Here is a 26,860-nt window from a genome sequence, read left to right on the forward strand (position 1 = left end):
AATAGGGTTGAGAGAATGACTCCAATCATGCGAACTATCCATTGGACAAATGCGATTTGTATGATTGTTGCAGTTGCAACCGGACTTTATATAGGTCATCCATATTATCAAACTTTTATTGCAGATCCTGCAGTTGATAAATATGTTATGGCATGGAATAGATGGGGACACTTTATAGTGGCAATCATCTTTGATGTTACAGCTATTTTGATTGGTTATTTATATCTATTTTCTAGATTTGAAAAACCATATAAGAAGATTTTACCGACTAAGAAAAACTTTATTGAGTTTTGTGAAGTATTTTTTAACCTTATAACTTTTAATAGAAGAAAAAAGTTTGATTCAACACATAGTGATAGTTATAACATTATGTTTTTTACACTTTTTCATATATTATTAGTGTTTATGCTTTTAACTGGACTTCAAATGTATGTTCATGGTTTAGCTTCAGGACAGAGTTCTATTGGAGCTTGGTGGCCATGGCTATTACATTTCTCAACTGATTGGACTTTAGATGTATTTGGTGGAAATATGGGTGTAAGAATTGCACATCATACAGCAATGTATTTATTGTTGATGTGGGTTATGTCTCATATTTATTATCAAGTATGGAGAACTATTTTTTGGAGAGAGGGTGATATCAATATTGTATTTGGTGGAACTAAATTCGTAAACAAAAAAGCTAATTCTCAAAAAAAATAAAAAAATAAAAGGATATGGAAAAACCATATCCTTTTAACTTCCTCTTAATATATCCACAAGTAAAATCTATTTTGTTTTTGAATGTATTAAATAAATGTGAAGGTTATATATGAAAAATATAGTAATAGGTGTTGGAAACTTACTCTTTAAAGATGAAGGTGTAGGTATTTTAGCTGCTAAGTATTTAGAAGAGAATTATAAATTTGAAGGTGATATCGAGATTATGGATGGGGGGACATTAGGTTTTAAACTAATGACCTATTTTCAAGAGTATGATAATGTGATTATTTTAGACACAGTTTCAATTGAAGATAAAGCAGGGGATATCTTTAGACTTCCTTCTGATGTTTTATTGGGACTTGGACAATATAGAAAAACAGCCCATGAAGTTGAAATTGTAGAGATGTTAGAGATTTGTTCAGTTTTAGATAAACATGCAGAAGTTACAATTATAGGAATTATTCCTGAAGATATTGTAAGTGTACAAATTGGACTTACAAAAACTATTGAAGAGAAATTTATAGGGCTGATTAATCAAGCAATTATAGATGTTGAAAATCTAGGTATAAAAGTAAGTAAAAAAGAGGAACAAAAATCTATTGCTCAAATTTGTAAAGGACTTTTAGGTTCCTACAATGATGAATACGATGATAGAATTCCTAATAATGAGGATACTACAAGATGAAACTGTTTTATAAAATAGAGTTCAATAGTACAAATTTATATTATAAACATATCCTAGAAAATTTAGTAGAAGAGAATAAAATAAATGCGACGGTTAAACAATACATAGGGTTTATTTTAATTACATGTGATGATAGTGAAGAAAAAATCGAAGAGTTTTTTAGCTTTTTAGGCGAGAATCTTCCCCTATCTATATTTTTAGGTAAGTCATATACAATTGACTTCTTTGATGAAACACTAGAAGAGTTAGAAGATAAAAAGATAATTCAAAATATATCAATGTTTACAAATAAAGATATTGCAAATATAATAAAAGAGAATGAAAATATCAATTTTTCTAATGATATAAATAGAATAAAAGAGGGAAAAGTATCTAAAATAGAGACCCATAATGGTTTTAAAGATTTGTTTTTACCTTCAAAGAGTTTAAGGGAAGAGTTTGAAGCTAAAGATTTAGAAGTAAAACTTTTTGTTTGTAATTTAAATAAATTATCACAAATAGTATCTTTAAATCAGAAAGATTTACAACTTCTATGTTCTGTTGAAAGACCTTTGGTAAAACTAAAATTTGATGTATTAAAAAACAAAGATAAAGAGTACTCAAAAACTAACTTCATAAATGTAAAATTACCTGATGATAAAGAGACAATTCTTTTTGCAAATGCTTTACAAAAAGAGGGAATTGATTATTTACTTTATGCAAAAGAAGAGAGTTTACAAGATGGTTTAAAAGTTACATATTTTAATGATGAAATATTAGTAATCAATGGTGAAAAATCTTTGTTTCCAAGATATGATTATAATTTAGATAAGAAATATAACAGCTCAAAAGAGTTTTTTGATGACAATGGTGGAGTGATAAAAGCAACACTAGCTTCTAGAAACAAAAGAATAAAACCAAGTATTGCAATATATTTTTCGTATGCTAGTGAAAACAGTACAATTTCTGTAAATGTTCCAGGAAAAGGTTTAAAAGATATTATAAAAGTTCCAAATATTATTTGTGATGTATCAAATGCTTTAGATGAAATATCAGCAATCGATGAAAATACTCAAAGATTAACTGAAAACTATAAAAAGAAATTCTCACAAAATTTTGAAAAAGAGTTAAAAAACAAAGATGCAAATGGTTTTGAAGCCATCTTAAATCTATGTGCTTATATGTTAGGTATGGAAGACTACTTGGAGTTTGAAGATGCAGCTTTTGCTTATAACTCTAAAAGTGGTATTCAAATAGATATGAAGTTAGCAAAAATAGATGGGGAAAACTATTTGGACTATAGAAGAGTAGTGCAAAGTATTATGAGCTACAAAATGGCAGATGTTGATAATAGAATGTTAGCCTACTCTTTTTATGAAAGCCTAAGTGACCTTATAAAAGATAATGTAACAAAAATAAATAGTGAACTAAACACAAAAGATGTAATCTTATGTGGAGATATGTTTGCTAATAATATTTTATTGACAAAAGTAAATGATGGATTAAATAAAACTTTTGATATTATATTACCAAGAGATACTGCATTAGACTATTAAAAGAGATTAATGATACAAAAAAGAGTTCAAGTAAAAGGACTAGTCCAAGGAGTTGGATTTAGGCCATTTATTTATAATTTAGCTTTAAAATATGACCTTAAAGGTTGGGTAAACAATGATGATAAGGGTGTAAATATACTTTTGTCATCAGTTGATGAAAAAGCTATTGAGTTATTTTTATATGAACTAAAAAACAATCCCCCACCACTAGCTAAAATCAATGAAATACTCATTAAAGAAGAAAAAAAAGAGTTAGAATATAACTCTTTTGAAATTAAAGAAAGTGAAAACTCAAATAATAAATCAACAATAATCTCTCCTGACATTTGTATTTGTGATGATTGCATATCTGATATAAATGATGAGAATAATTTTAGATATAACTATGCTTTGACAAACTGTACAAATTGCGGTCCAAGATACTCTATAATTAAAACAGTTCCCTATGACAGATGTAATACTTCAATGGCTTTGTTTGAACTTTGTACTAAGTGTAAAAAAGAGTATGAAAACCCAACAAATAGAAGGTACCATGCCCAACCTGTATCTTGTGAAAAGTGTGGCCCTCAAGTTAGTCTATATGATAATAAAAAAAATAAACTAGCCTCAAATATTGATGCCATAAAACAAATAGCCCATTTAATAAATAGTGGCAAGATAGTTGCCATAAAAGGTATGGGAGGTTTTCATTTAGTATGTGATGCTACAAATGAAGATGCAATAAAAAGTTTAAGAGAAAAGAAAAATCGTCCAACAAAACCTTTTGCTGTTATGTTTAAAAATATCCAAGAGATAAAAAATCATACAATACTTTCACAAAAAGAAGAAGAGATAATATTATCAAAAGAAAAACCCATAGTAATAGTAAATAAAAATGATAATAAAAAGATTTGTGAAACTGTGGCTCCCAGTATAGATAGACTTGGAGTTTTCTTGCCATATACACCTTTGCATTATTTACTTTTTAGATATTTAGATAATCCTATTATTGCCACAAGTGCAAATTTAAAAGATGAACCAATAATAAAAAGTGTTGAGGATATTTTTACAAAATTATCAAATGTAGTTGAGTATGTAGTTGATTTTAATAGAGAGATAATAAATGCTTGTGATGACTCTATTGTTCAAGTTGTGAATAATGATATGCAAATATTAAGATTAGCACGTGGTTACACTCCCATATCATTTAAAACAGACAAAAAATTTGATAAAAATATTTTAGCCCTTGGAGCAAATCAAAAAAGCTCCATAACAATAGGTTTTGAGGATAATATGATATCTTCACCTTATATAGGGGATTTGAATTCAATAGTTTCAATGGATTATTTCCAAAGAAGTGTAGATACCTTTAAAAAGTTTTATGATTTTGAGCCTGAGACTATAATCTGCGATAAGCATCCAAATTATGAAACAACAAAATGGGCAAAAAAACAAAATAAAGAACTTATTCAAATACAACATCATTATGCTCATGTTTTATCTTGTATGTTAGAAAATGATATAGATGAAGATGTTTTGGCTTTTATTTTTGATGGAACAGGATATGGAGATGATGGAAATATTTGGGGTGGCGAAGTTTTTATCGCAAATAGAAGTTCATATAAAAGAACTAATCATATAAAATATTATAAACTTTTAGGTGGACAAAAAGCTGTAAAAGAGCCAAGACGTGTCGCTTTAGCTTTATTGTTTGATAACTTTACTTTAGAAGATGTGTTATCTTTGGATAATGCTTGTGTAGACTCTTTTTCAAAAGATGAAATAGTTCTACTTCATAAAATGTGGCAGAAAAATTTAAATGCTCCATTAGCAAGCTCTTTTGGAAGAGTTTTTGATGCAGTTGCTTCCTTTGCAAATATTTTACAAGTACAAACTTATGAGGGAGAAACAGGGCTTCTCATAGAAAAAGAGTATGATGAAAATATAAAAGATGCATACACTTATGAAATAGTTGATAATCAAATTGATTTATCCAAAGCAATATATGAAATTTTAAGAGATAAAGATAAAAAAGAGATTTGTTCTAAGTTTATAAATATGATTATAAATATAATTTGTGATATTTCATTTGAAAATAAAAATTTAAAAGTAATACTTTCTGGTGGAGTCTTTCAAAATAAAATACTATTAGAGCAATTGTCTAAAAAGTTTAAAAATGAAAAAAGGGAGTTTTATTATTCTAAATCAATACCTCTAAATGATCAGGGTATTTCTTTAGGACAGTTATATTATAAAAAAAGTTAGAGAAAACTCTAACTTTTACTCTTTTTTATCTGATTCTTCTTTGTTACAACTCTCTTTATCACAACAACTTGTATTGATTTTAAGTGGACAATATAGTGGACACCATCCAATAAGTGCAGTACCTAATGGGATTAACCCAATAACACCTAACCAACTATTAGTTGCTACACCAAAAAGTATAATTGCAACACCAACAACAATTCTTATTATTCTATCTACTTTACCTATATTTTTAGTCATTTTGAATCCTTGTATATATTAGATATTCTAATGATACTACAATTTCAATACAATTTAGTTACAAAATTTTTTATTCTAAAAGTATTTGTTTTATTTATATAAGTTTTTTTATTTTTTTCTCTATGATAAATGAACCAAAGGGGATAATTGAGTATATAAATAACCTCACACTAAATCTATTTTCCCAATTGTATTTCCTAAGTGATTCAAACAAAAAAATCATAAATAGTATAAACAAAATACCATGAGTCATACCTATGATTTTTACTGGATATGGATTCTCACCAATATATTTTATAGGCATAGCAATAAAAAGAAGTACTAGATAAGATAATCCTTCAATATATGAAATGAATCTAAATCTATGTAAAGCAGTTTTAAACATATAATTCCTTTTTTAAGTGTGTAATATTAGCTAGTTTGATTTAATATTAAATTAATATTATTTGCTATAATCTACAATTAAATTTAATTAGGAATATTTATGGATGATAGACTACATGAAATAATTGCACGATGTGCCATAATACATGAGACAAATATAAATGAAAATATAGTAGATGATTTAGAAAAAATTGAAGATAAGTTAAGTGATGAAGAGGATGATATTATAGAACACTATTTTACTCTTCTTATGCAATACTATTTTCAAAACAACAAAGTAGAACAGCTAAAAGAGCTTCTTTTAAAGGGTTTTAAATTTGATATGAGATTTATTGATGTTGTTGAGGCTTTTTGTCATCTAAAAGATGATGAAGAAAATGTTATAGAATTTTTAGAGGATAATGTAGTAATGTTAAAAGATAATATTACTAATGATAATTTGAAAAAAATGTATGAATACTATCATGAAAATTTAGAGTATAAAAATTTCATAGAAGAGCCTTTAAATCTTATAAAAAGAAATAGATATGTCTGTGTTAAAGCCCATAAAAGTAAAGAAGAGTTTGCAAAATTCTTTTTAAATGAAGATTTATTAGAATCACTTCAACGAGATATGCCATTTTTATTAAAATAGAGATTTTTTAAAATCTCTATTTGTCTATTTTGTAAATAATTAAATTTAAACTCACACTCTTTTAAATAATAAAAAAAATTCTTCTCATCAATACCTTTATATTTTTTTAGGTTTTCCTCTAAATATTTCCAAAAAATACTCAATGGAGTTTTGTAAGAGTTTATTGAGTATAGTTTATGCCACTTTAAATAGTATTCATAATCTTTTGTACTACTTTGAATACTATACTTAGGTAATCTTGGCATAAGTAGAGTATAAATTTTTTGATTTGAATAAAATCCTATGATATTAATAGCTTCAAAAAGTGAACGATTTTTTTTATTTTGTTTTCTTTGTGTAAAGTAATAATACTCTTCATAAGAACTATTATCTTTTATGCTGCTATTATATTCATCTTCTAGAAAACTAGCTATTAACTTTCTAAAAAGCATATAACGATTTTGTACTGTACGATAGTTTACATTTAAAAGCTTGGATGTTTTGTTTGCATTTATATTGTTACAAAAAAAGTTTATAATTTTTAAATCTGTTTCTAATTTAGTTATTGAGAACTTAGTTTTACAAGCTTTACATTTTTTATAGTTGTCTTGTAAAGTATAAAGAGAGTTGTGATTACAAAAGGGACAGATTGTTATGTTCATAAAAAATTATAGCTAAAGTTCTATTTATATAAATTAATAAGTTAGAATATATATAATCTAAAAATATAAACTCTAGGAGATATTTATGAATAATTGTGCAAAAATTTTATGGACAACTGATAATAAAGAGACTGCTTTAAATATGGTTTGTCTTTATGCTCACAATGCAAAACTTAAAGGCTGGATTGAAAATGTTCAAATATTGGTTTGGGGTGCTTCTCAAAAACTTATAAGCGAAGATAAAGAGATTCAAGAAGAAGTAAAATCAATGATTGCAGATGGTGTTGAAATAATTGCCTGTCAGAAATGTTCAGAAAACCTAGGTGTAAAAGATGAATTACAAGCTTGTAATATGCAAGTTTATTATACAGGTGAGCTTTTAAGTTCTTGGATAAAAAGTGGTGAAACTGTTATTTCAGTATAAATCTTTTTGTAGCAATTGTAATAGCTACTATTATAAACAATCCTAAGCCTATTACTAAAAAGAAATCTTGTATTTCAAATATTTCAATAAGAGGATGAAAAATTATTGGGGATGAGAATTGTCCTAAAAATAAACATGAGGTAAAGTATCCAGAACTTTTTACTCTTTTTTTAATAGTAGTTTTACTTAACATCCAGGCAGTTACATTTGTCATCATAATTCCACCAGCAAAACCTAAAATAGGACTTGTAATAAAAAAGAAATATATATTATTTATAAAACCAACCGTAGTAAAACCCAAGGCAATAAGCAATAAGCCTATTAAATAAATAGTTGAAAAAGAGAATTTAGTTTTTAACTTTGAAAAAGCAATAGCACCTAAAGCATTACAAAAAAAGGCAGTGGCGATAATAGTTCCTGCAAAAGAACCACTTGCATTAAACTTCTCTATTAATAAAAAAGGAATTTGAGTTGGTAGTACAAAAAATAGTAGCATATAAATAAAGGCAAGAAAATAGACTACTAAGATATTTTTACTAATATTTAGTATCTCATCTTCTTGAATATGTTCAATAACTACTTCTTTTAGATTTGCAAAAACTAAAGGTAATAAAACCAATCCCATAAAATATATACCAAAAGGTAGTCTCCAATTTATATCAGATAAAAATCCTCCACCTATGACAAAAAAGACTCCACCAATAGCCATAAATGCACTTTGAAAGCCCATGAATTTATGTCTTTCTTCTTCTTTGAAATAATCTCCCACTAGTGAAGTTGAAACAATCATCAACGTAGCAACACACAAACCAAATAGAGCTCTTGAAATGAGAAGTGATTCTATGCTATCAAGATATAAGCCTGCTGTTCCAAAAAGTGAAAAGAAAAATAGGGCTATTAAAGCTGATCTTTTTTTCCCAAATCTAAAAATAAAATGACCTAGAATAGGAGCAAGAAGCGCTATTATTAAAGATGGCAAGGTCAACATTAGTCTTGAATAAAACTCTATATTATCTATATGTGTAAAATATTCTTTAAGGTGTGGCAGTGATGTTACTATTGCAACGTTTGACATCATAGTTGTCATTGCAAGTAACAGAAGTGTTAAAAGTAGAAGTTTAGGTATATTTTTCATTTGCGAAATTGTACCATTATTTCTTTAATTTCGAAAACTGTATATTTTTTGTTCTAAAAATACATAAGACAATATAAAAATTTATTATACTATAACAACACACGATATATAATTTTGAAAATATAGAGAAGGAAAGTTAATTAATATGAAAAAAATAGTATCGGTTTTAATATTTATTGGATTATATGCAAATGCACATTTTCTTACTTTTTTACCAAATACAGATAATGTATCAGATAAAAAAGAGGCTAAGATTGATTTTGATATAGCTTTTATTCATCCATTTGAGCAAACTGGAATGACATTAGAAAAACCAAAGATTTATTTAGAAAACAAAAAAACTACATTACCTTTAATCGAAACTACAAAGTTTAATCATAAAGCCTGGAAAAGTAGTTACACAATAAAAAGACCTGGAGTATATAAATTTTTTGTAGAACCACAAGCATATTTTGAACCAGCAGAAGAAAAGTTTATCTCCCATATACCAAAAGTGATTATTAGTTCATTTGGATTTGAGGATGGATGGGATGAACCTTTAGGATTAAAGTATGAAATTATTCCACTTACTAAACCTTTTGGAGTTTATAGTGGAAATACATTTACAGGTAAAGTTTTCCACGATAATAAGCCAGCCGCAAATGTAGAAGTGGAAGTTGAACTTTATAATGAGTTTGGATTAAAAGCACCAACTGAGGCTCATATTACACAAGTTGTAAAAACAGATGACAATGGTGTATTTGTATTTACAATGAATCATAAAGGCTGGTGGGGATTTGCTGCTTTAATAGAAGAGGGTGAATTAAAACATGATGGGAAAAGCTATCCAATAGAAAATGGTGCATTACTTTGGATAAAGGCATACTAGGATGCATATTTCTGATGGGGTATTAAGTTTAGAGGCTACAGTTGTAGTCTCTGCTATATCTTTAATAGCTTTAGTTAAAGCAATAAAAGATTTAAAAAATGAAGATATATCACTTACAGCAGTTGCAAGTGCTATGTTTTTTATATCTTCTTTTATACATATACCCTTTGGTGTTACTCAAATACATCTTATTCTTATAGGTGTAATAGGGATACTTATATCTTGGAGTACTTTTGTTGCTATCTTTGTAGCACTTTTACTTCAAGCTTTACTTTTAGGATATGGTGGTATTGTAAGTATAGGAGTAAATCTTTTCGTAATGGCAATGCCAGCAGTAATAGTACACTATATTTATAACACTACTTTTGTGCAAAAAATAAATGATAAATTAAAGTTCTTTTTAGTAGGTTTTATTGGAACTTTTTTTGCGACACTTTTTTTAACTGCAATTTTATATTTTTCAAAAGATGAATATAACTATGTATCAATGACAATATTTTCTGTAAATACTATAACTATGGTAATAGAAGGTATAGTAAGTATGTTTTTACTTTTATTTATAAAAAAAGTATATCCTAAGGTACTAAAGGTTTAGTTTGAGATATTTTATTTTACTATTTTTATTATGTAGCTTTTCAAACGCACATAAGGTTAATCTTTTCATAAGTGAAGAGAATAGTATTTTAGATATCTACTCTTATTTTTCTAGTGGTAAACCTTGTATGAATTGCCAGCTTATAATAAAAGACAAAGATAAGATTATCTTAGATAATAAACTTAATAGTGAAGGTAAATATCTCTACTCTCCAAAGATAAAAAATCTTGAGGTGATAGTAGAAGCAGATGGTGGACATAGAGCTAGCGAAAAAATTCAAGTAGAAAATATAAAACATGAAGACCTAGAAGAGCATATAAAAGATGAACAAAGTAAAGAATATATAAATATTATAATTGGATTGGCACTAATAGTTTTAATATTTTTAATATTAAAGTTAGTAAAAAGAAAATGAAAGAATCATTAAAACTAATCAACTCCTTTTTATACTCATTTGTAGTAGCTTTTTCTTCACTACATTATATATTTTTACTTCCTTTGATTATTGTTTTATTCATGGAAAGAGAGTCTTTTTTTCAGATAATAAAAAAGCTTGTTTTACTAAATACATTTATATTGGTTCTTGTTTTTTTTGTATATTTTCAAAATAGTAGTGAAGCATTTAGTTTACTTATTCGCACAAATTTAATTCTTCTTTTTAATATTACACTTTTTTACAAATCAAAGGGTTATGATATAGTAAGGGGACTAGATAGTTTGAGTTTTCCTCCAAAGATTGTTAGTGTATTTTATTTTACTCTTTCACTTATAACTTTTTTGACAAAAGATTTTAAAGAGACAAAAAATACTCTAAAAGCAAGAGGTTTTGTAAGTAACACTTCCATATTTACATACCAAACTTATGGTAATATTTTTGGCATGATATTTATAAAAGCATTAAAAAAATCAGAGGATATGAAACTAAGTATGAAAGCTAGAGGTTTTAAAGATAGAATATTTTTTATAAATTCAAATAAAATTATTCTTTTTGAAAAAGTATTATCTTGCACGATTATAGTAGTTTTATTAAAGGTTGGGTATGAGTTGTTCAATTAACTTAAGAGCTGTATCCTATAAAGATAAGCTTTTAAAAGATATAAATTTAAATCTAGGACATGAGGAAAAGATTGCAATAATTGGATCAAATGGAAGTGGTAAAAGTACACTTTTGAAGATTATTGCAGGATTTATAAAACCATGTGAGGGCTATGTAGAAATATTTCATAATAAAATGGAAAAGTTAAAAGACTTTAAAAGATTTAGAAATGATATTGCATATCTTCCACAAGATGTAACAAATCACTTTTTATGTCCTACTGTTATAGAAGATGTGATATTCTCCTTACGTGCAAGAGGTGAAGATAAATTTGAAGCTTTAAAAAAAGCTGAAAAGATTTTAGAAGAATTACATATATCACATTTAAAAGATAGAGTAATATTTGATTTAAGTGGTGGAGAACAAAAAATAGTAGCACTAGCTGGACTTTTGATTTTAGAACCAAAGATATTACTTCTTGATGAACCAACAAATGCTTTAGATGAAGATTCTGAAAAAAAGATTGTGAATATATTAAAAACAATAAAAAAATCTATGATAATAGTATCTCACCACAAAAGTTTTATAGATAGTCTTACTCCTACTATTTATAAATTACACAATAATAGTTTGGAAAAATTATAATAAATTTATAACCTTTTTTTAATACATATGGAGTAATAATTGCATATAGGAGAAAGTGTAGTATACTCTTTAACAAAAAAATAAAATAAGGCAAATAAAATGAAAATAGCAATTCCAGTAAAAGATGAAAATTTAACATTTTTTAGCAACGCAGGACATACTCCTAAATTTGCTATATATGAACAAAGTGGAACAGGAATGTTTCGTTCTTTTAAATTGAACTCAGTTATTCAAAACCCAAGAACAGATATAGACCATGACCATGCAGAAGAAGATCACGCTTGTGACCATGCTCATGATGATGAAGAACATATTGCTCAACACAACAAAATGGGTGTTGCACTTAATGATTGTAATTATATAGTAGTAAAAAAAGCTTGTAAAAATACAGCTAAATCTTTTACTTCACAAGGTATAAAGTTAGTAAAATACAATGGTGAATCTTTAGATGTAAATAGTATATTAAAAGAGACATCTGCAAGTTTTGTATAAATAGAAGTTCCTATTTATCAAAACTTGTTCTAAATATGCACAAGTAAATCTTTTTTTAGTTTCCTTTTAGAATAGTTTCATTAAACTACATCAAATGAATAACTATTCATAAATATTTTTAAATGGGATAATTAAAAAAAGGTAACTCGTTACCTTCTTTAGGTTTTGCTACTTTTAGCAATTTTTTATAAATTGCGCTAAAAAGTAGACAAAGAACTAAAGGTCCCTTTTAAAATGTACTATTTTAAAAGGATAACTTATGTGTAAAGATTGCGGTTGCAGTATTACAGACCATCACCATCATCATGACCACGAGCATGAACATACTCATTCACACGAAAGTCATAGTCACCAAGCGGCACATGAAACACTTAATCATAATCCACAATTAAATGATGCTAAAACAATATCAGTAATCAAAAAAATACTTGATAAAAATGACCATGAAGCAGAGCATAATAGAGCTCATTTTGAAAAAAATGGCGTATTGGGTATAAATCTTATGTCAAGCCCTGGTAGTGGTAAAACAACACTTTTAGAAAGTTTTGCAAGTATGGTTGATTTTAAATTTGCTGTTGTAGAAGGTGATTTAGAAACATCAAGAGATGCAGATAGATTAACTGCAAAAGGTATAAAGGCTGTTCAAATACAAACAGGAAGTGCCTGTCACTTAGATGCTTTTATGGTACACAAAGGATTACATGATATATCTTTAGGTGATATAGATGTATGTTTTGTAGAAAATGTTGGAAATCTTGTGTGTCCAGCTTCTTATGATGTGGGGACTCACTTAAATATTGTTTTGGTTTCTATTCCTGAAGGTGAAGATAAAATAGAAAAATATCCTGTAATGTTTAGATGTGCAGATTTGATTTTGATTACTAAAACAGATTTATTGCCATATTTTGATTATGATATTCAAAAAGAAAAAGAAGCAGCTAGAAAACTAAATCCTAGTGTAGATATTTTAGAAGTATCAACAAAAGATGAAAGTTCAGTTCAAAAAGTAATTGATTGGATTAATTTTAAACGAAGGATGCGATAAGCGTAAGAAAAAGTAAACTGCTTTGCTTTTTTAGTTTAGAGCCAAAATCGATGTGCGTTAGCACCGATGACAGGATGAGGAGAAAATAAAAATGTGTTTATCAATACCATCAAAAATAAAAAGTATAAATACAGAGATGAATAGCTGTATAGTGGATACTATGGGAGTAGAAAGAAGTGCAAGTTTAGACTTGATTGATAGGGATGTAGTTGTAGGTGATTATGTACTTATTCATATAGGTTTTGCCATGAATAAAATAGATGAAGAAGATGCCCTAGAGTCTTTGAAAGTTTACAAAGAGATAATAGATAAAATGGATGAACTAGATAGGCAAGAAGCGATATTAGAAGCTGAAAATTGTCCTAGCAGGTAGTGTTGATGGGTGAACTACAACTAAAAGATTTATATGATGGTTTTAGGGATGCTAAAACTATAAAAGCATATCAAAAACTTATTCAAGAAGATGCTAAAAAATTAGAAAAAAATATTAATATTATGGAAGTGTGTGGTGGTCATACCCACACTATTATGAAATATGGATTGTTACAATTACTTCCTGAAAATATTAACTTTATACATGGCCCTGGTTGTCCTGTTTGTGTTATGCCAAAAGAGAGAATTGATCATGCATATATTTTAAGTATGCAAAAAGATGTGATACTTGTAACCTTGGGAGATATGATAAAGGTGCCTGGAAGCAGTGGCAACTTACAAGATGCAAGAAGTAAAGGAGCAGATGTAAGGTTTGTATATTCTCCTTTAGAGTGTATAAAAATAGCAGATGAAAATCCAAATAAAAAGATTATCTTTTTTGCTATAGGATTTGAAACAACAACTCCTATGACCAGTGCTTTAATTAATCAAGTAATAACAAAAGATATTAAAAATATATTATTTCATATAAATCATATAACTGTACCTGAACCTATGCGAGTAATTTTAGATGATGAAACAAACACAATAGATGCTTTTATTGGACCTTCACATGTGAGTGTTATAACTGGAAGTAAGATTTATGAAGAGTTTCCAAGGGATTATAAAAAGCCTGTTGTAGTTTCTGGTTTTGAGCCAGTTGATGTAATGCAATCAATCTCTATGATAGTTAAACAATTTGTCGAAAATAGATGTGAATTAGAAGTAGAGTATAAGAGACTTGTGTCATATGAGGGAAATATAAAAGCTCAAGAGTTAAATGATAAGTTTTTTGAAAGAAGAAGCCATTTTAGATGGAGAGGTATTGGAGATATTCCAAATAGTGCTTTACAATTAAAAGAGCAATATGATTATCTAAATGCTGAAAAACTCTATGAGAGTATACTGCCAAATGAAGAGATAGATGATCATAAGTTATGTATTTGCGGTGAGATATTAAAGGGGAAGGCAAATCCGAAGGATTGTAAAGTGTTTGGTACGGCATGTAAGCCGAGTAGTCCTTTAGGGTCTTGTATGGTGAGCTCAGAGGGAGCATGTGCGGCGTACTATAAATACGGAAATCTAATAAATTGATTTATAGCATCGCCTTTTTGCTAAACTCGGCGTTGAAAAATTAAATTTAGAAACTCACTTACTTCGTGTAAGCTCCTTCCTAAATTTATTTTTTCGTCTTGATTTTAACAAAAATTCAATACACTAAATCAATTTATCGTGAATATAGGAATAAAAAATGACAGATGAAAAAAATAAAAACAATCCACTTCATGGCGTAAAACTACAAGATATATTAGAATATCTTGTGGAGAATTTTGGATTTAAAGAGTTGGGCAATCGTATAAATATCAAATGCTTTTTAGTAGACCCATCTATTAATTCAAGTTTAAAATTTCTTAGAAAAACTCCATGGGCAAGAGCAAAAGTGGAAGAGTTGTATTTAAAAACTAGAGCAAAAGAAAAGTAGGATTAAAATGAATAAAACAATAACACTAGCACACGGTAATGGTGGGCAGGAAAATAATGAGCTTATAACTGAGGTTTTTTATAAAGCTTTTAAAAATGACATATTAAGAAAGAGTGAAGATGCAGCAGTTATTCAAGATGGAACTTTAGCTTTTTCTACGGATTCTTTTACCGTAAGTCCAATATTTTTCAATGGTGCAGATATTGGTAAGCTTGCTATTTGTGGTACTTGCAATGACTTAGCTATGATGGGTGCAAAGCCTAAATACCTTACTTGTTCTGTGATTATTGAAGAGGGCTTTTCTGTTAGTGATTTGGAAAAGATTGTTTTGAGTATGAAAGTAGAGTTGGAAAAAAACGGTGCAATTGTTGTAAGTGGTGATACAAAGGTAGTACCCAAAGGTGCTGTTGATAAAATCTTTATAAATACTACTGGTATTGGAGAGATTTTATATAAAGGTATTAGTTCAAACAATATTAGTGCTGATGATTTGATACTTGTAAGTAGAGATATTGGAGCTCATGGGGCTACTATATTTGCAGCGCGAGAAGGTATGGATTTAACTACATCTTTAAAAAGTGATTGTAACTCTTTATATCCACAAGTAAAAGCTTTGATAGACTCTGGGGTAAAAATAACTGCTTTACGTGATGCTACGCGTGGAGGAGTAAGTGCTGTTTTAAATGAGTGGGCAAAACAATCAGATGTTTGTATAGAAATAGAAGAAGAAAAAATACCAGTATGTGATGAAGTAAATGGTATTTGTGAGTTACTAGGGTTTGAAGCTTTAAGCTTAGCCAATGAAGGTACTTTTGTTTTGGCTATAAAAAAAGAAGATGCTCAAAAAGCCCTTGAAGTTTTACAGACTTTTGAAGAGGCAAAAAATGCAAGTATCATAGGAAAAGTTACAAAAGAGTATGAACAAAAAGTTGTAATACATAGCCAATGGGGAACAAAAAGATTTTTGGATGTTCCAACTGGTGAATTACTTCCAAGAATCTGTTAGGATTTGCTTCTTTAAAGGGAATTTATTTCCCTTGTTAAAAGAAGTTAAAAAATATATAAGTCCCTTTTTTAATGGGGCATTAGGAAAGGAAACTGATGCACGAATATTCAATTGTCCAATCATTACTAGAAAGCTGTGAAGAACATGCTAGAGAAAATGAAGCTACAAAAGTTACAAAAGTAATAGTAAAAATAGGTGCTTTAAGTGGTGTTGAGCCTGACTTATTACAAACTGCATTTGATACTTTTAAAGAAAAGACCATATGTGATGGCTGTGAGTTTGTGATAAATTATCAAAAAGTAGTCATCGAATGTCTTGATTGTAAAGAACAATCTACCTTAGAAAAAAATGAGTTTAACTGCCCTAAATGTGATTCATACAGTACAAAAGTAATTGATGGTGAAGATATGTATTTAATGACTCTTGAGTTATCTTAGCTTAAAGTAAAAAATTAATTAATTATTACATGAAAAGTTAAAAAATCTTATATTATTATAATATTTTAAACCCCTTTAAAAAAGGTCTGTTTTGGAAAAAATAACGCTAAAAAAAATTATTTATAAAAATTATTTAAAAACTACATTAACTTCTATTCTTTTTATTGAATTAGCATTATTAATACTCTATTTTAACGCCAATAATAATATCTTGCAAAAGAGTACAGAATTTGTTTTAAAAGATGTTAAAGAGAGTGTCTATGATAGAGTTAAAGATATAAAATATCATTTTAATAACTCTTTTTATGTGGTAGAAAACAGTTTGAAATCTTTGCAAAATGAACAAGAAAACTTTTTTGAGCAAATAGATAATCTAAAAGTATCAAACAATGAAAAATATAAATTTGCAGAAAATGGAATCTACTATAATACAAATAATGAAACTGACTCTTCTGTAATAGTTTCGAAGAATACTTCGATAACAAGTGAGTTGATAGAAGAAATAAAAAAAACAAAATATCTTGAGAAGAATTTAAAATCAAATGTTGAAAACAATCAAATTGTAGTTGCTGGATATTTTAATTCAAGACATAATTATAGTCGTTATTATCCCTTTAATAATAATGCATACAATAACTTTCCAGCAGATTTAGATATGCAAAATTATAATTTTTACTATAAAGCAGATATTAAACATAATCCAGAGAAAAAAATAGTTTGGACAAATGTATATTTAGATCCTGTTGGTAAAGGCTGGATGATAAGTGCAATTGCACCTATTTATAAGAGTGATGTTTTGCAAGGAGTTGTAGGACTTGATGTAACAGTCGATAAGATTATTGATAACTTCTTAACTTTAAAAATCCCTTATAAGGGAGAAAGTTTTTTAATTGATAAAGACCTAGAGATTATTGCAATGAGTAGAAAAATTGCACAGATATTAAAGGTTGAAAATTTTAACAACTATGTATATAAAAAAGATGAAAAGATTTCAAATACTATATTTAAAAGTGAAAAAGAGCCATTAAAATACAAAAGTGTTGAACTAAAAAGTATTCTAAAAGATATTGTAAATAATAAAAACTATAAGAATGACTTTCTTTTAGATGGTAAAAGGTACTTTGTTTTTACAGAAAAAATTGAAGAGTTATCTTGGTATACAATTACACTAGTCAGTGAAGATGATATTTTAAGTGACGTAAAAGATTTAGAAAAAGAGTATTTGTATTTAGGAATTATTGTAATTATATTTATAGTTTTATTTTATTTAATATTTTTTATATATTTACATAAAAAAGCTAATGATTTTGTTTACACAATAAATAAACCCTTGAGCAAAATTATAAATATGACAAAAACTCTTGGACGTAATAAAAATCAAACACACTTAGTAGATTGTGGAATAACAGAAATTGATGAAGTAAATAAAAACTTTAATACACTTGCAAAAGAGTTGGAAAATAGAACAAAAGAGTTAATTAAAACAGAAGCTAGTAGAGCTATGCATGAAGAACTTTCAAATACAGATGCTTTAACAAAAGTTTATAATAGAAGATTTTTAGAAGATTTTTCTAAAAAATATTTTGAAATAATGAAAAGAGAAAAAGGTATTTTATCTATTCTCTTAGTTGATATAGATGATTTTAAAGCTATAAATGATAATTATGGTCATGATATGGGTGACCAAGTATTATTGGATTTAGTTGATATTATGAAAGAAAATATAAGAGAAAATGATTTCATTGTAAGACTAGGTGGAGATGAATTTCTAATACTTTTACCTAATTCCAATATCAATGGAGCAAAAATTGTTGCGCAAAAATTAATTGATTGTATAAGTGAAAATACAAAAAGTAATAAAAAGTTTACAGTAAGTATAGGAACTTCAGAATACAATAACAATGATAAAGAAATTAATACTTTAATTAAAAGAGCCGACACTAGCTTGTATGATGCAAAAAAAGATGGAAAAAATAAAATAGTTTAGTTTTGTTTTTATTTAATAAAGAGTATAGTTGCATTTATTATTGATTGGAGAAAAAAATATGAATATTTTAAAAAAAATTTTAGGTCTTACACTTACATCACTTCTGGCTTGTAGCTCAGTATTAGTGGCAAAAGAAGTTAAAATTGGTGTAATTATGCCAATGTCTGGACCAATTGGTGGATTTGGACAAAGTGCTGTTGAGGGATTAAATCTTATGCATAAATTAACCCCTAAATTAGAAAATGGTGATGATATCAAACTTGTGTTAGTAGATAATAAGTCTGACAAGATTGAATCAGCAAATGCTGCATCTAAGTTAATTTCTTATAATGAAGTAACAGCAATAATTGGCGCTTTAACTTCTACAAATACAATGGCAATGACAAAAATCGCAGAAAATGCAAAAACACCAGTTGTTGCACCAGTTGCTACAAATATTTTAGTAACAAAAAGAAAAGATTTTGTTAGTAGAGTTTGTTTCTCAGATGCTTTTCAAGGTGAAGTGGCTGCAAATTTTGCAATTAATAACTTAAAACTAAAAAAAACAGTTTTAATTACAGATGTAAAACTTGATTATTCAATTGGTATTTCTAAAGTTTTTAGAAGAGCTTATAAAAAACTTGGTGGAACTATTATGCAAGTTGCAAAAATAAACTCTGGTGATAGTGATTTTAAAGCAATGCTTTCAAATATTAAAGCATTAGACCCAGAACTTATCTTTTTCCCTATTTACTCAGCAGAAGCAGGGCTTATTGCAAAGCAAGCTAAACAACTTGGAATAAAAGCTAAGTTTTTAGGTACTGATGGTATGACTGCTGATAAAGTATTTTTTGATGCAGGTGGAGATGCTGTTGAAGGTTTTTATGGAACAGACCTTTATTCAAGTGATGCTCCAAAAACTACAGATTTATCAAAAAAATATGAAAAAGCTTATAAAAAAGAGTTGAATAAAGAGGTTCATCCTTTTGGTGTTTTAACAGCAGATTCATACAATGTAATAGTTGCAGCAATGAACAAATGTGAAGATCCTACAGATAAAATATGTGTAAACAAAAATATTAGAGCAACAAAGAATTTTCAAGCAGCATCTGGAGTGATTACTTTAGAAAATGGTGATGCAGTAAGATCAGCTGTTATAAATAGAATAGTTAATGGTGAAAAAAAATATTTAACTACAGTTAATCCATAAGGTTATAAAATTATATGGATTTATTGACTTTTTTTCAGCAGATAATAAATGGAATAAGTTTAGGAAGTATATACGCTCTAATAGCCATAGGTTATACTATGGTTTATGGAGTTTTACGACTTATAAACTTTGCCCATGCTGATGTTATGATGGTAGCAGCTTTTGCTGCTTTTTATGCAAGTGATGTTTTAGGTTTATCTTTGGCTTTTGCTACTCTTTTTGCTGTAATGATTTCTATTATAGTTGGGGTATTAACTGACAAAATTGCTTATAAACCTTTAAGACACTCTCCTAGAATCTCACTTTTAATAACTGCAATTGGTGTTTCATTTTTTCTAGAAAATATAGTAAATGTTACATTTGGAGGTACTCCAAAAGCTTTTACTGTTCCAGAGTTTTTTGACCAAGTAATAAATGTAAAAGGAACCACTTTAACTCCTACTGTTATTATTGTTCCAATAGTTACCCTATGCTTACTTGCAGTGCTACTTTTTATACTATTTAAAACAAAATATGGAATGGCAATACGAGCCCTTGCTTTTGATATTAAAACAGTATCTCTTATGGGAATTGATTCAAATAGAATTATTATGATTGTCTTTATTATAGGTTCAGCACTAGCTGCTGTTTCTGGTATATTTTGGGCTATTTCTTATCCAATTTTAACTCCATATATGGGTGTAATGATTGGACTAAAAGCATTTGCAGCAGCAGTCTTAGGTGGAATAGGAAGTGTAACAGGGGCAGTTTTAGGTGGATTTATTTTAGGTTTTACAGAAGTAATATTTGTAGCATTTTTCCCTGAACTTGGTGGATATAAAGATGCTATTGCTTTTATATTCTTAATCTTTGTATTGCTATTTAAACCAACAGGAATTATGGGAATAAATTTTGAAAAGAGTAGGTTTTAATATGAATAAAAATTTTGTTATTTACTTACTAGTATCTATTTTAATAATTGTTTTTACACCATATATTTTTGATGATTATGGAATGAGAATTATAAATAATATTTTTATATTTATAATCTTAGCAGCTTCATATAACTTAATAAATGGGGTTACTGGACAGTTTTCTTTAGAACCAAATGGTTTTGCTGCAATTGGTGCTTATGTTACAGCCTTATGTTTATTGAGTGAAGATTTAAAATGGGAGCTTTTCCAACTTGAAGATCCTGCACCTTGGGTACTTGCACTGAATACATCACTAGTGCCTGCATTACTTCTTAGTGGTTTAGCAGCTACTTTTGTAGCTATTTGTTTAGCTATTCCTGTATTTAGAGTAAGGGGCGATTACTTAGCTATTGTTACTTTAGGTTTTGGTTTTATTATAAAAGTTATTGCAATAAATTCACCAGAGATTACAAATGGTAGTATTGGTTTAAATGAAATACCATCTGTGATAAATATATATTGGACTGGTGGTATTGCTATTTTAACAGTTATTATTATGTTAAATATTATATATTCAAAGTATGGACGAGCTATGAAAGCTGTTCGAGATGATGAAGATGCAGCAAGTGCAATAGGTATAAATACTTTTAAAATCAAAACTATGGCATTTGGAACTTCTGCTTTTTTTGAAGGTATTGGTGGAGGATTATTGGCTGTTTTACTTACAACAATAAGTCCTGATTTATTTACCTTCTTTTTAACTTTTCAACTCTTAATTATCATCGTTCTTGGTGGTTTAGGTTCCATGAGTGGAGCAATACTAGGAACAATTCTAGTTATTGGTGGAAGCGAATGGCTTAGATTCCTAGATGATAGTTTAAATATTTTTGGATACCAAACAGATGCCCATCCAGGGCTTAGAATGGTAGTTTTCTCTCTAATTTTAATTATTGTAATGTTATTTGCAAGAGAAGGAATTATGGGAAGAAAAGAATTTAGTGATATTTTTAAAAGGAGAAGAAAATGATTTTAGAGATTAAGAATATTACTAAAAGTTTTGGTGGTGTTGTTGCTATAAATGATACTTCTTTTTCTATAAATAAAAATGAGATTTTTGGTTTAATTGGTCCTAATGGAGCTGGTAAAACTACGATGTTTAATATTATTACAGGTAATTATAAGCCAACCTCTGGTCAAGTTTTTTTAGATGGAAATAAAATTACAAATAAAAAGAACTTTAAAATTGTAAGAGCAGGGATTGCAAGAACTTTTCAAAATATTAGACTTTTTTCATCAATGAGTGTTCTTGATAATATACTAATAGGTCTTGAAAATGAGACAAATTATACATATTTAGAATCAATACTAAGACTTCCAAGATATTTCTCTCAAGAAAAAAGAGTAAAAGAAAAAGCAGTTGATATTATGAAGTTTTTAGGAATAGAAAAATTCAAAGATGAATTAGCAACCTCTTTATCTTATGGTAGTCAAAGAAAAGTAGAAATTGCAAGAGCTCTTGCTACTTCTCCAAAGTTACTACTTCTTGATGAGCCAGCAGCTGGAATGAATCCAAATGAAACAAAAGAGTTAGCAGAACTTTTATTTAAGATAAGAGATAAGTTTGATATAACTATTTTACTAATAGAACATGATATGAAATTTGTAAATCATTTGTGTGATAGAGTAATGGTACTTGACTATGGGAAAACTATATTTGAGGGTAAAATTGAAGATGCAATTAAAGATGAAGAAGTGATTAAGGCTTATTTAGGAGATTTTAAACATGCTTAAAATAAATGATTTAGAAGTCTATTATGGCCTTATTAAAGGTGTAAAAGGGATTAGCTTTGATGTAAAGAAAGGACAAATAGTCTCTTTGATTGGTTCAAATGGAGCAGGAAAAACATCAACTTTAGAATCAATTGTAAATGACGTAAAGAAAAAAGGAACTATTCTTTTTAATAATTTAGATATTTCAAAATTTCAAACACATAAAATTGTTCAAAGTGGTATTTCACTTGTTCCTGAAGGAAGAAGGGTTTTTATAAATCTAACAATAGATGAAAACCTTAGAATGGGTGCTTTTAACAATGATGATAAATATGAAGAGTTAAGAGAACATGTTTATACACTTTTTCCAAGGCTTGTAGCTAAAAAAGAACAATTAGCAGGAACCATGAGTGGAGGGGAACAACAAATGCTTGCGATTGCAAGAGCTTTGATGAGTTCACCAAAGCTTCTTATGCTTGATGAGCCTTCTTTAGGACTTGCACCTAAGATAATCGGAGAACTTTTTGAGACAATTATCAAACTTAAAGATGAAGGTATTACTATATTGCTAGTTGAACAAAATGCCTATGCAGCTTTAGAGGTTTCAGATTACAGTTATGTTTTAGAAAATGGAAAGATTGCTTTAGAGGGTAAAGGAAGTGAACTTTTAAAATCAAATGAGATAAAAGCAAAGTATTTAGGTGCTTAATTGTTTACTACTTATTAATAAATTAACAGTAGTATGTCATATACAAAAATAGGAAAATAATATATGTTATTGATGAAATTACAAACAAAAGAGAAATTTGCTTTTTTGCAACTTGCACAATATTTAGCAAGAGTTGATGGGGAATATGGAAATAAAGAGCAAGATGTAATTGATGAGTATTGTGTTGAAATGGGAATTGATAAGCCAACAATCTTTAATGAAGAAGATTTCAATTTAGATGATATTTTATCAGCTTTTAAATCAATAAAAAGCAAAAAGATAGTAATTCTTGAGCTTATGATACTTGTACATATAGATGATAAATATGATAATAAAGAGCATGAACTAACAAAAAAAATAGTAGACTTTTTTAAAATAAAGGAAAAAGATTTAAAATATTTTTCTTATTGGGGAAAAGCTGTATCTTCACTTTATGAACAAGGAAAACTTTTTATTGAGGATTAGTTGAAACTTTTGTAAATATTTGAAACAGATGGCTATTTGGGTCTATAAAAAAAACTTCACTTTTAGTGGAGGTTTTTTTTATTTTTTTATTTTCAAGATTATTAATATTATCTCCAAAATACATCTCTTCTTTTTTTAAATTCATAATAATAGTATCAAAAAAGTTTTGATCAACTTCAAAAATATAGTGGTTGTTTATATACTCTTGTGTATTTTCAAGTTTAAATTCCATTTTTTCATTTATTTTGATGGTTATGTTATTCTTCTCTTTTTTTACGCACTTAAATCCAAAAATTCTTTTATAGAAGTTTCTAGCAACTATTGAGTCAATACATGGAACTATAAAGTGGACAAGATTAATATTCATAAACCAAACCTTACTTATTTTCTTTTTTATTATACTAAAATTTATTGTAATAGTTATAAAATTTAGATAAAATCACCACATGGAAATAACTGAAAAGCTTAATGCTCAAATAGAAAAACTATTACAAGAGTACGAATTATTAAAATCAAAAAATCAATATTTGGCAATTGAATTAGATAAATTAAAAAATAAGAATGATGAATTAATAAGAAATAATCAAGATATGCTTTTAAAAATTGACAGTACTCTTACTTTAACAAAGGCAAAAAATGGTGAATAAAAAACTTACTTTTCATATTGATAATATGGCATATAGTATTAATATTGACCCAAAATTAGAAAAAGAACTTACAAAATTTTTATCTCCAGATAGATCCCATACAACAAAAGAACTTTTATACGCTTATCTTTGTAAAGCCCAAGAACACTACACCATGAAAGAAGAGATTGAAGATATCTCAAATAAACTTCCTCAACTTTAATGAAAAGAGCTTTTTCCTTAATAGAAATTATTGTAACTATATTAATAATTGGTTTAATAGGAACATTTGCTATAACTAAATTTTTTAACTCTATTGATAAAGCAAATGAATTTAAAATCAAATCAGAAGTTGCTCTTATAAATGAAGCAATAAATAGAGTATATTCAAATCAAATTTTATTGGGTAATTCAAACTTTGTTTTAGAACGATTAGATGATGCTTCTATTAATGGAAGCGATGAATCCCTATTTATAGGTTATGAAGAGTATGTCTTACTAGATACTGTTATCTTGTCAAGCTCCTTGGATAATAAAGAACTTGGTAAATGGATTAAAGTCTCAGATACAAATTATAGAGTCTATTTAACAAAAGAAAAATCTTTAGATTTTCAATTTGACCCAAATGAAGCTCTTTTTTCCTGTGATAAAAAAGATACTTTTTGTAAAGAATTTATGTTATGAGTTTTTTTTATGAATTGGCACTTCTAAAATCTCCTTTAGATAATCTAACTTATTGCAGTGATGAAAAAATTGATATTGGTTCTTTAGTTGAAGTTAGTCTGCAAAGAAGAAAAGTCTTATCAAAAGCAGTTGTTATAAAAGAGGTTGAAAAGCCAGCTTTTAAATGTACTACAATTCAAACAGTCACAGAACAATATTACTCTAAAGAGATGATTAAAGTTGCAACATTTACTTCTATGTATTATGTCTCTTCTCTTGGAGAAGCTCTGTCTTTATATATTCCTTTTGATAAAACAATAGATAAAAAAGATGAGAATGATAATTTTAAATCAAACATAGAGTTATCAAAAGAGCAAGAAGAAGCCTATGAATTTTGCTTAAAAAATAAACAATCATTACTTTTTGCAAATACAGGTGCTGGAAAAACAGAGATTTATATTAAGGCAATAGAAGCACATCTAAATAGCGGCAATCAAGCCATATTACTTATGCCAGAAATCTCTTTAACCCCACAGATGCAAAAAAGATTAGAAAAGGTATTTAAAGAAAAAGTTGCTATTTGGCACTCTAAGATTACTAAAAAAAGAAAAAATGAGATTATCAAAAATATTTTATGTGGAGATATAAAATTAGTAGCGGGTGCACGTTCAGCTCTGTTTTTACCTTTGGATAAATTGAGTTTGATTATTGTTGATGAAGAGCATGATGAATCATATAAAAGTGATAGTAAACCAAGATATAATACAAAAGACTTAGCACTTTATATTTCGAAAACTTTAGATATTCAAGTTATACTTGGAAGTGCAACCCCTTCTTTAAACAGTTATCATAAAGTTCCTTTTTATAGATTGTCTAAGACATACTTTGATACTAAAAAAAGTATAAATTATGATGATAGTACATCAAATCTTAGTCCTAAGATTGTAAATAAAATAAAAAGTACAATAGAGCAAAATCATCAAGTAATTATTTTCCTTCCAACAAGAGCAAACTATAAATATCAAGTTTGTACAACTTGCGGAAGTTCTGTAGAGTGTCCATTTTGTTCTGTATCTATGAGTTTGCATAAAAATTCACTTGCTTTAAAATGTCACTATTGTGGATATACACAACAAATCCCCAAAAGTTGTCCTTCTTGTAATACTGGAGTAATTCATAACTTACGAGTTGGAACTGCCCAAATTGAAGAGGAGTTAAACTTTATTTTTGAAGATAAAACTGTTAAGAGATTTGATAGGGACGAAGTAAAAACTGATAAAGAGTTACGAAAAGTTCTTGAGGATTTCAACTCAAATAAAATAGATATTTTAGTTGGTACTCAAATGCTCTCTAAAGGACATGATTATCACAATGTCAAACTAGCTGTTGTACTTGGGATTGATTCAATACTTAAAATGAACTCATATAAAGCAAGAGAGAGAGCACTTTCACTCTTGATTCAAATCTCTGGAAGAAGTGGTAGAAAAGGGGAGGGTGAAGTTGTTATACAAACTCAAAATAGAGAGTTCTTTGATTTTTATTTAAATAATAGGGATTATAAAGAGTTTTTAGATGAAGAGCTCACCTTTAGAGAAGACTTATATCCTCCATATTATAAATTGGCCAAAATACTTTTTGCCCATACCAATGGACTAAAAGTAAAAGATGAGTTTGATAAATATACAAATATTTTAAAAACAAATGAAAATATCGAACTGGTAGGTGCAAACCAATCTCCTATATTTAAATTGGCAAATAAATATAGATATGAAATAATAGTACGTTCTAGAAATGTAAAACCCCTACTGGAAGTACTGCATAGTATTGAATCACCAATGGTGAGCATAGATATGGATACTATTTATTAAATATTGTTTTATTTTCTCTTAGTATAGTTTATAGTATAATCGGCAAAA

General features: G+C 27.9%; 34 protein-coding genes. 29 read left to right on the plus strand and 5 right to left on the minus strand.

From position 1 onward, the window contains the following. Positions 1–15 precede the first annotated feature (15 nt). From Q0617_RS15345 to hypF, 4 genes are all read left to right on the plus strand, one after another. A complete protein-coding gene (locus Q0617_RS15345) occupies positions 16–702 on the plus strand; it encodes a cytochrome b/b6 domain-containing protein (protein WP_298754802.1) in 687 nt (228 codons plus the stop codon). Between the two features lie 109 nt (positions 703–811). Beyond that, positions 812–1,387, plus strand: a complete 576-nt coding sequence (locus tag Q0617_RS15350; protein ID WP_298754680.1) for a HyaD/HybD family hydrogenase maturation endopeptidase — start codon at positions 812–814, stop codon at positions 1,385–1,387. After that, the gene (locus Q0617_RS15355; RefSeq protein WP_298754683.1) at positions 1,384–2,922 is read left to right on the plus strand and encodes a hypothetical protein; all 1,539 of its coding nucleotides are present in this window, start codon (positions 1,384–1,386) and stop codon (positions 2,920–2,922) included. The genes Q0617_RS15350 and Q0617_RS15355 overlap by 4 nt, the downstream gene beginning before the upstream one ends. Positions 2,923–2,931: 9 nt before the next feature. Further along, entirely contained in the window at positions 2,932–5,166 is a 2,235-nt protein-coding gene (gene hypF, locus Q0617_RS15360) for a carbamoyltransferase HypF (protein ID WP_298754686.1), read from the plus strand. 15 nt (positions 5,167–5,181) lie between these two features. Here hypF and Q0617_RS15365 read toward each other — a convergent pair whose 3' ends face one another. Continuing rightward, entirely contained in the window at positions 5,182–5,406 is a 225-nt protein-coding gene (locus tag Q0617_RS15365; RefSeq protein WP_298754687.1) for a DUF2892 domain-containing protein, read from the minus strand. 94 nt (positions 5,407–5,500) lie between these two features. Beyond that, positions 5,501–5,791, minus strand: coding sequence for a DUF3817 domain-containing protein (locus Q0617_RS15370; protein ID WP_298754689.1), 291 nt, complete (start codon positions 5,789–5,791; stop codon positions 5,501–5,503). Positions 5,792–5,890: 99 nt separating this feature from the next. On the opposite strand from Q0617_RS15370, the gene Q0617_RS15375 reads away from it, so the two are divergent. Beyond that, entirely contained in the window at positions 5,891–6,424 is a 534-nt protein-coding gene (locus tag Q0617_RS15375) for a hypothetical protein (RefSeq protein WP_298754691.1), read from the plus strand. On the opposite strand, the gene Q0617_RS15380 is transcribed toward Q0617_RS15375, so the two are convergent. Further along, the gene (locus tag Q0617_RS15380; RefSeq protein WP_298754693.1) at positions 6,394–7,065 is read right to left on the minus strand and encodes a hypothetical protein; all 672 of its coding nucleotides are present in this window, start codon (positions 7,063–7,065) and stop codon (positions 6,394–6,396) included. The genes Q0617_RS15375 and Q0617_RS15380 overlap by 31 nt on opposite strands. Before the next feature lie 85 nt (positions 7,066–7,150). On the opposite strand from Q0617_RS15380, the gene Q0617_RS15385 reads away from it, so the two are divergent. Next, positions 7,151–7,489, plus strand: a complete 339-nt coding sequence (locus Q0617_RS15385; RefSeq protein ID WP_298754695.1) for a DsrE family protein — start codon at positions 7,151–7,153, stop codon at positions 7,487–7,489. On the opposite strand, the gene Q0617_RS15390 is transcribed toward Q0617_RS15385, so the two are convergent. Beyond that, on the minus strand, positions 7,476–8,624 hold the full coding sequence (locus tag Q0617_RS15390; RefSeq protein WP_298754697.1) for an MFS transporter: 1,149 nt from the start codon (positions 8,622–8,624) through the stop codon (positions 7,476–7,478). The two genes, Q0617_RS15385 and Q0617_RS15390, sit on opposite strands and share 14 nt — an antisense overlap. A gap of 145 nt (positions 8,625–8,769) precedes the next feature. Here Q0617_RS15390 and Q0617_RS15395 point away from each other — a divergent pair, with 145 nt between their 5' ends. The 19 genes from Q0617_RS15395 (at position 8,770) to Q0617_RS15485 (ending at position 23,655) form a co-directional block, all read left to right on the plus strand. After that, the gene (locus tag Q0617_RS15395) at positions 8,770–9,492 is read left to right on the plus strand and encodes a DUF4198 domain-containing protein (RefSeq protein ID WP_298754700.1); all 723 of its coding nucleotides are present in this window, start codon (positions 8,770–8,772) and stop codon (positions 9,490–9,492) included. Between the two features lies 1 nt (position 9,493). Then, positions 9,494–10,087 carry a cobalt transporter CbiM gene (gene cbiM / locus Q0617_RS15400; protein ID WP_298754702.1) on the plus strand — a complete coding sequence of 198 codons (594 nt, stop codon included), beginning with the start codon at positions 9,494–9,496 and terminating at the stop codon, positions 10,085–10,087. A 1-nt stretch (position 10,088) separates the two neighbouring features. Next, positions 10,089–10,502, plus strand: a complete 414-nt coding sequence (locus Q0617_RS15405) for a hypothetical protein (protein WP_298754704.1) — start codon at positions 10,089–10,091, stop codon at positions 10,500–10,502. Further along, complete coding sequence (locus tag Q0617_RS15410) at positions 10,499–11,143, plus strand: energy-coupling factor transporter transmembrane component T (protein ID WP_298754705.1); 645 nt, start codon at positions 10,499–10,501, stop codon at positions 11,141–11,143. Before Q0617_RS15405 ends, Q0617_RS15410 begins: the two co-directional genes overlap by 4 nt. Next, positions 11,127–11,768 carry an ABC transporter ATP-binding protein gene (locus tag Q0617_RS15415; protein ID WP_298754707.1) on the plus strand — a complete coding sequence of 214 codons (642 nt, stop codon included), beginning with the start codon at positions 11,127–11,129 and terminating at the stop codon, positions 11,766–11,768. Before Q0617_RS15410 ends, Q0617_RS15415 begins: the two co-directional genes overlap by 17 nt. Positions 11,769–11,867: 99 nt before the next feature. Then, entirely contained in the window at positions 11,868–12,260 is a 393-nt protein-coding gene (locus Q0617_RS15420; RefSeq protein ID WP_298754709.1) for a hypothetical protein, read from the plus strand. Between the two features lie 259 nt (positions 12,261–12,519). Next, a complete protein-coding gene (gene hypB, locus Q0617_RS15425; RefSeq protein WP_298754711.1) occupies positions 12,520–13,305 on the plus strand; it encodes a hydrogenase nickel incorporation protein HypB in 786 nt (261 codons plus the stop codon). 91 nt (positions 13,306–13,396) lie between these two features. Beyond that, positions 13,397–13,678 carry a HypC/HybG/HupF family hydrogenase formation chaperone gene (locus tag Q0617_RS15430; RefSeq protein ID WP_298754713.1) on the plus strand — a complete coding sequence of 94 codons (282 nt, stop codon included), beginning with the start codon at positions 13,397–13,399 and terminating at the stop codon, positions 13,676–13,678. A gap of 5 nt (positions 13,679–13,683) precedes the next feature. Next, entirely contained in the window at positions 13,684–14,811 is a 1,128-nt protein-coding gene (hypD, locus tag Q0617_RS15435; RefSeq protein WP_298754715.1) for a hydrogenase formation protein HypD, read from the plus strand. Positions 14,812–14,968: 157 nt separating this feature from the next. Beyond that, positions 14,969–15,199 (plus strand): VF530 family protein, encoded by a 231-nt coding sequence (locus Q0617_RS15440; protein ID WP_298754718.1) that lies wholly within the window; start codon positions 14,969–14,971, stop codon positions 15,197–15,199. Positions 15,200–15,206: 7 nt separating this feature from the next. Next, positions 15,207–16,205, plus strand: coding sequence for a hydrogenase expression/formation protein HypE (hypE, locus tag Q0617_RS15445; RefSeq protein WP_298754720.1), 999 nt, complete (start codon positions 15,207–15,209; stop codon positions 16,203–16,205). A 95-nt stretch (positions 16,206–16,300) separates the two neighbouring features. Next, complete coding sequence (hypA, locus tag Q0617_RS15450; RefSeq protein WP_298754723.1) at positions 16,301–16,642, plus strand: hydrogenase maturation nickel metallochaperone HypA; 342 nt, start codon at positions 16,301–16,303, stop codon at positions 16,640–16,642. A 91-nt stretch (positions 16,643–16,733) separates the two neighbouring features. Further along, positions 16,734–18,629 carry a diguanylate cyclase gene (locus Q0617_RS15455; RefSeq protein WP_298754725.1) on the plus strand — a complete coding sequence of 632 codons (1,896 nt, stop codon included), beginning with the start codon at positions 16,734–16,736 and terminating at the stop codon, positions 18,627–18,629. Positions 18,630–18,687: 58 nt separating this feature from the next. Further along, the gene (locus Q0617_RS15460; protein ID WP_298754727.1) at positions 18,688–19,818 is read left to right on the plus strand and encodes an ABC transporter substrate-binding protein; all 1,131 of its coding nucleotides are present in this window, start codon (positions 18,688–18,690) and stop codon (positions 19,816–19,818) included. Between the two features lie 14 nt (positions 19,819–19,832). Next, positions 19,833–20,729, plus strand: a complete 897-nt coding sequence (locus tag Q0617_RS15465) for a branched-chain amino acid ABC transporter permease (RefSeq protein ID WP_298754729.1) — start codon at positions 19,833–19,835, stop codon at positions 20,727–20,729. A 1-nt stretch (position 20,730) separates the two neighbouring features. Beyond that, complete coding sequence (locus tag Q0617_RS15470; RefSeq protein ID WP_298754732.1) at positions 20,731–21,738, plus strand: branched-chain amino acid ABC transporter permease; 1,008 nt, start codon at positions 20,731–20,733, stop codon at positions 21,736–21,738. After that, positions 21,735–22,502 (plus strand): ABC transporter ATP-binding protein, encoded by a 768-nt coding sequence (locus Q0617_RS15475; protein WP_298754734.1) that lies wholly within the window; start codon positions 21,735–21,737, stop codon positions 22,500–22,502. Before Q0617_RS15470 ends, Q0617_RS15475 begins: the two co-directional genes overlap by 4 nt. Continuing rightward, positions 22,495–23,190 carry an ABC transporter ATP-binding protein gene (locus Q0617_RS15480; RefSeq protein WP_298754736.1) on the plus strand — a complete coding sequence of 232 codons (696 nt, stop codon included), beginning with the start codon at positions 22,495–22,497 and terminating at the stop codon, positions 23,188–23,190. Before Q0617_RS15475 ends, Q0617_RS15480 begins: the two co-directional genes overlap by 8 nt. Positions 23,191–23,262: 72 nt before the next feature. Further along, positions 23,263–23,655: a TerB family tellurite resistance protein gene (locus Q0617_RS15485; RefSeq protein ID WP_298754738.1), complete on the plus strand. Its 393-nt coding sequence runs from the start codon at positions 23,263–23,265 to the stop codon at positions 23,653–23,655. On the opposite strand, the gene Q0617_RS15490 is transcribed toward Q0617_RS15485, so the two are convergent. Next, positions 23,642–24,022, minus strand: coding sequence for a hypothetical protein (locus tag Q0617_RS15490; RefSeq protein ID WP_298754740.1), 381 nt, complete (start codon positions 24,020–24,022; stop codon positions 23,642–23,644). The two genes, Q0617_RS15485 and Q0617_RS15490, sit on opposite strands and share 14 nt — an antisense overlap. Before the next feature lie 79 nt (positions 24,023–24,101). Between Q0617_RS15490 and Q0617_RS15495 the strand changes: the two genes are divergently transcribed. The 4 genes from Q0617_RS15495 to Q0617_RS15510 are packed head-to-tail and all read left to right on the plus strand — an operon-like array spanning position 24,102 to position 26,812. Then, on the plus strand, positions 24,102–24,302 hold the full coding sequence (locus Q0617_RS15495) for a hypothetical protein (protein ID WP_298754742.1): 201 nt from the start codon (positions 24,102–24,104) through the stop codon (positions 24,300–24,302). Next, positions 24,292–24,504 (plus strand): hypothetical protein, encoded by a 213-nt coding sequence (locus Q0617_RS15500; RefSeq protein WP_298754744.1) that lies wholly within the window; start codon positions 24,292–24,294, stop codon positions 24,502–24,504. Before Q0617_RS15495 ends, Q0617_RS15500 begins: the two co-directional genes overlap by 11 nt. Further along, positions 24,504–24,965 (plus strand): prepilin-type N-terminal cleavage/methylation domain-containing protein, encoded by a 462-nt coding sequence (locus Q0617_RS15505; RefSeq protein ID WP_298754746.1) that lies wholly within the window; start codon positions 24,504–24,506, stop codon positions 24,963–24,965. Before Q0617_RS15500 ends, Q0617_RS15505 begins: the two co-directional genes overlap by 1 nt. Beyond that, positions 24,962–26,812, plus strand: coding sequence for a primosomal protein N' (locus Q0617_RS15510; RefSeq protein WP_298754748.1), 1,851 nt, complete (start codon positions 24,962–24,964; stop codon positions 26,810–26,812). Before Q0617_RS15505 ends, Q0617_RS15510 begins: the two co-directional genes overlap by 4 nt. Positions 26,813–26,860 lie beyond the last annotated feature (48 nt).

Source organism: uncultured Arcobacter sp. (genome assembly GCF_937982575.1).
Taxonomy (GTDB): Bacteria; Campylobacterota; Campylobacteria; order Campylobacterales; family Arcobacteraceae; genus Arcobacter.

Bases quoted from the DNA above. Each gene is read 5' to 3' on its own strand.
- Q0617_RS15345 (WP_298754802.1), top strand. From the start codon at position 16: ATGACTCCAATCATGCGAACTATCCATTGGACAAATGCGATTTGTATG.
- Q0617_RS15350 (WP_298754680.1), top strand. From the start codon at position 812: ATGAAAAATATAGTAATAGGTGTTGGAAACTTACTCTTTAAAGATGAA.
- Q0617_RS15355 (WP_298754683.1), top strand. From the start codon at position 1,384: ATGAAACTGTTTTATAAAATAGAGTTCAATAGTACAAATTTATATTAT.
- hypF (WP_298754686.1), top strand. From the start codon at position 2,932: ATGATACAAAAAAGAGTTCAAGTAAAAGGACTAGTCCAAGGAGTTGGA.
- Q0617_RS15365 (WP_298754687.1), bottom strand. From the start codon at position 5,406: ATGACTAAAAATATAGGTAAAGTAGATAGAATAATAAGAATTGTTGTT.
- Q0617_RS15370 (WP_298754689.1), bottom strand. From the start codon at position 5,791: ATGTTTAAAACTGCTTTACATAGATTTAGATTCATTTCATATATTGAA.
- Q0617_RS15375 (WP_298754691.1), top strand. From the start codon at position 5,891: ATGGATGATAGACTACATGAAATAATTGCACGATGTGCCATAATACAT.
- Q0617_RS15380 (WP_298754693.1), bottom strand. From the start codon at position 7,065: ATGAACATAACAATCTGTCCCTTTTGTAATCACAACTCTCTTTATACT.
- Q0617_RS15385 (WP_298754695.1), top strand. From the start codon at position 7,151: ATGAATAATTGTGCAAAAATTTTATGGACAACTGATAATAAAGAGACT.
- Q0617_RS15390 (WP_298754697.1), bottom strand. From the start codon at position 8,624: ATGAAAAATATACCTAAACTTCTACTTTTAACACTTCTGTTACTTGCA.
- Q0617_RS15395 (WP_298754700.1), top strand. From the start codon at position 8,770: ATGAAAAAAATAGTATCGGTTTTAATATTTATTGGATTATATGCAAAT.
- cbiM (WP_298754702.1), top strand. From the start codon at position 9,494: ATGCATATTTCTGATGGGGTATTAAGTTTAGAGGCTACAGTTGTAGTC.
- Q0617_RS15410 (WP_298754705.1), top strand. From the start codon at position 10,499: ATGAAAGAATCATTAAAACTAATCAACTCCTTTTTATACTCATTTGTA.
- Q0617_RS15415 (WP_298754707.1), top strand. From the start codon at position 11,127: ATGAGTTGTTCAATTAACTTAAGAGCTGTATCCTATAAAGATAAGCTT.
- Q0617_RS15420 (WP_298754709.1), top strand. From the start codon at position 11,868: ATGAAAATAGCAATTCCAGTAAAAGATGAAAATTTAACATTTTTTAGC.
- hypB (WP_298754711.1), top strand. From the start codon at position 12,520: ATGTGTAAAGATTGCGGTTGCAGTATTACAGACCATCACCATCATCAT.
- Q0617_RS15430 (WP_298754713.1), top strand. From the start codon at position 13,397: ATGTGTTTATCAATACCATCAAAAATAAAAAGTATAAATACAGAGATG.
- hypD (WP_298754715.1), top strand. From the start codon at position 13,684: ATGGGTGAACTACAACTAAAAGATTTATATGATGGTTTTAGGGATGCT.
- Q0617_RS15440 (WP_298754718.1), top strand. From the start codon at position 14,969: ATGACAGATGAAAAAAATAAAAACAATCCACTTCATGGCGTAAAACTA.
- hypE (WP_298754720.1), top strand. From the start codon at position 15,207: ATGAATAAAACAATAACACTAGCACACGGTAATGGTGGGCAGGAAAAT.
- hypA (WP_298754723.1), top strand. From the start codon at position 16,301: ATGCACGAATATTCAATTGTCCAATCATTACTAGAAAGCTGTGAAGAA.
- Q0617_RS15460 (WP_298754727.1), top strand. From the start codon at position 18,688: ATGAATATTTTAAAAAAAATTTTAGGTCTTACACTTACATCACTTCTG.
- Q0617_RS15465 (WP_298754729.1), top strand. From the start codon at position 19,833: ATGGATTTATTGACTTTTTTTCAGCAGATAATAAATGGAATAAGTTTA.
- Q0617_RS15470 (WP_298754732.1), top strand. From the start codon at position 20,731: ATGAATAAAAATTTTGTTATTTACTTACTAGTATCTATTTTAATAATT.
- Q0617_RS15475 (WP_298754734.1), top strand. From the start codon at position 21,735: ATGATTTTAGAGATTAAGAATATTACTAAAAGTTTTGGTGGTGTTGTT.
- Q0617_RS15480 (WP_298754736.1), top strand. From the start codon at position 22,495: ATGCTTAAAATAAATGATTTAGAAGTCTATTATGGCCTTATTAAAGGT.
- Q0617_RS15485 (WP_298754738.1), top strand. From the start codon at position 23,263: ATGAAATTACAAACAAAAGAGAAATTTGCTTTTTTGCAACTTGCACAA.
- Q0617_RS15490 (WP_298754740.1), bottom strand. From the start codon at position 24,022: ATGAATATTAATCTTGTCCACTTTATAGTTCCATGTATTGACTCAATA.
- Q0617_RS15495 (WP_298754742.1), top strand. From the start codon at position 24,102: ATGGAAATAACTGAAAAGCTTAATGCTCAAATAGAAAAACTATTACAA.
- Q0617_RS15500 (WP_298754744.1), top strand. From the start codon at position 24,292: ATGGTGAATAAAAAACTTACTTTTCATATTGATAATATGGCATATAGT.
- Q0617_RS15505 (WP_298754746.1), top strand. From the start codon at position 24,504: ATGAAAAGAGCTTTTTCCTTAATAGAAATTATTGTAACTATATTAATA.
- Q0617_RS15510 (WP_298754748.1), top strand. From the start codon at position 24,962: ATGAGTTTTTTTTATGAATTGGCACTTCTAAAATCTCCTTTAGATAAT.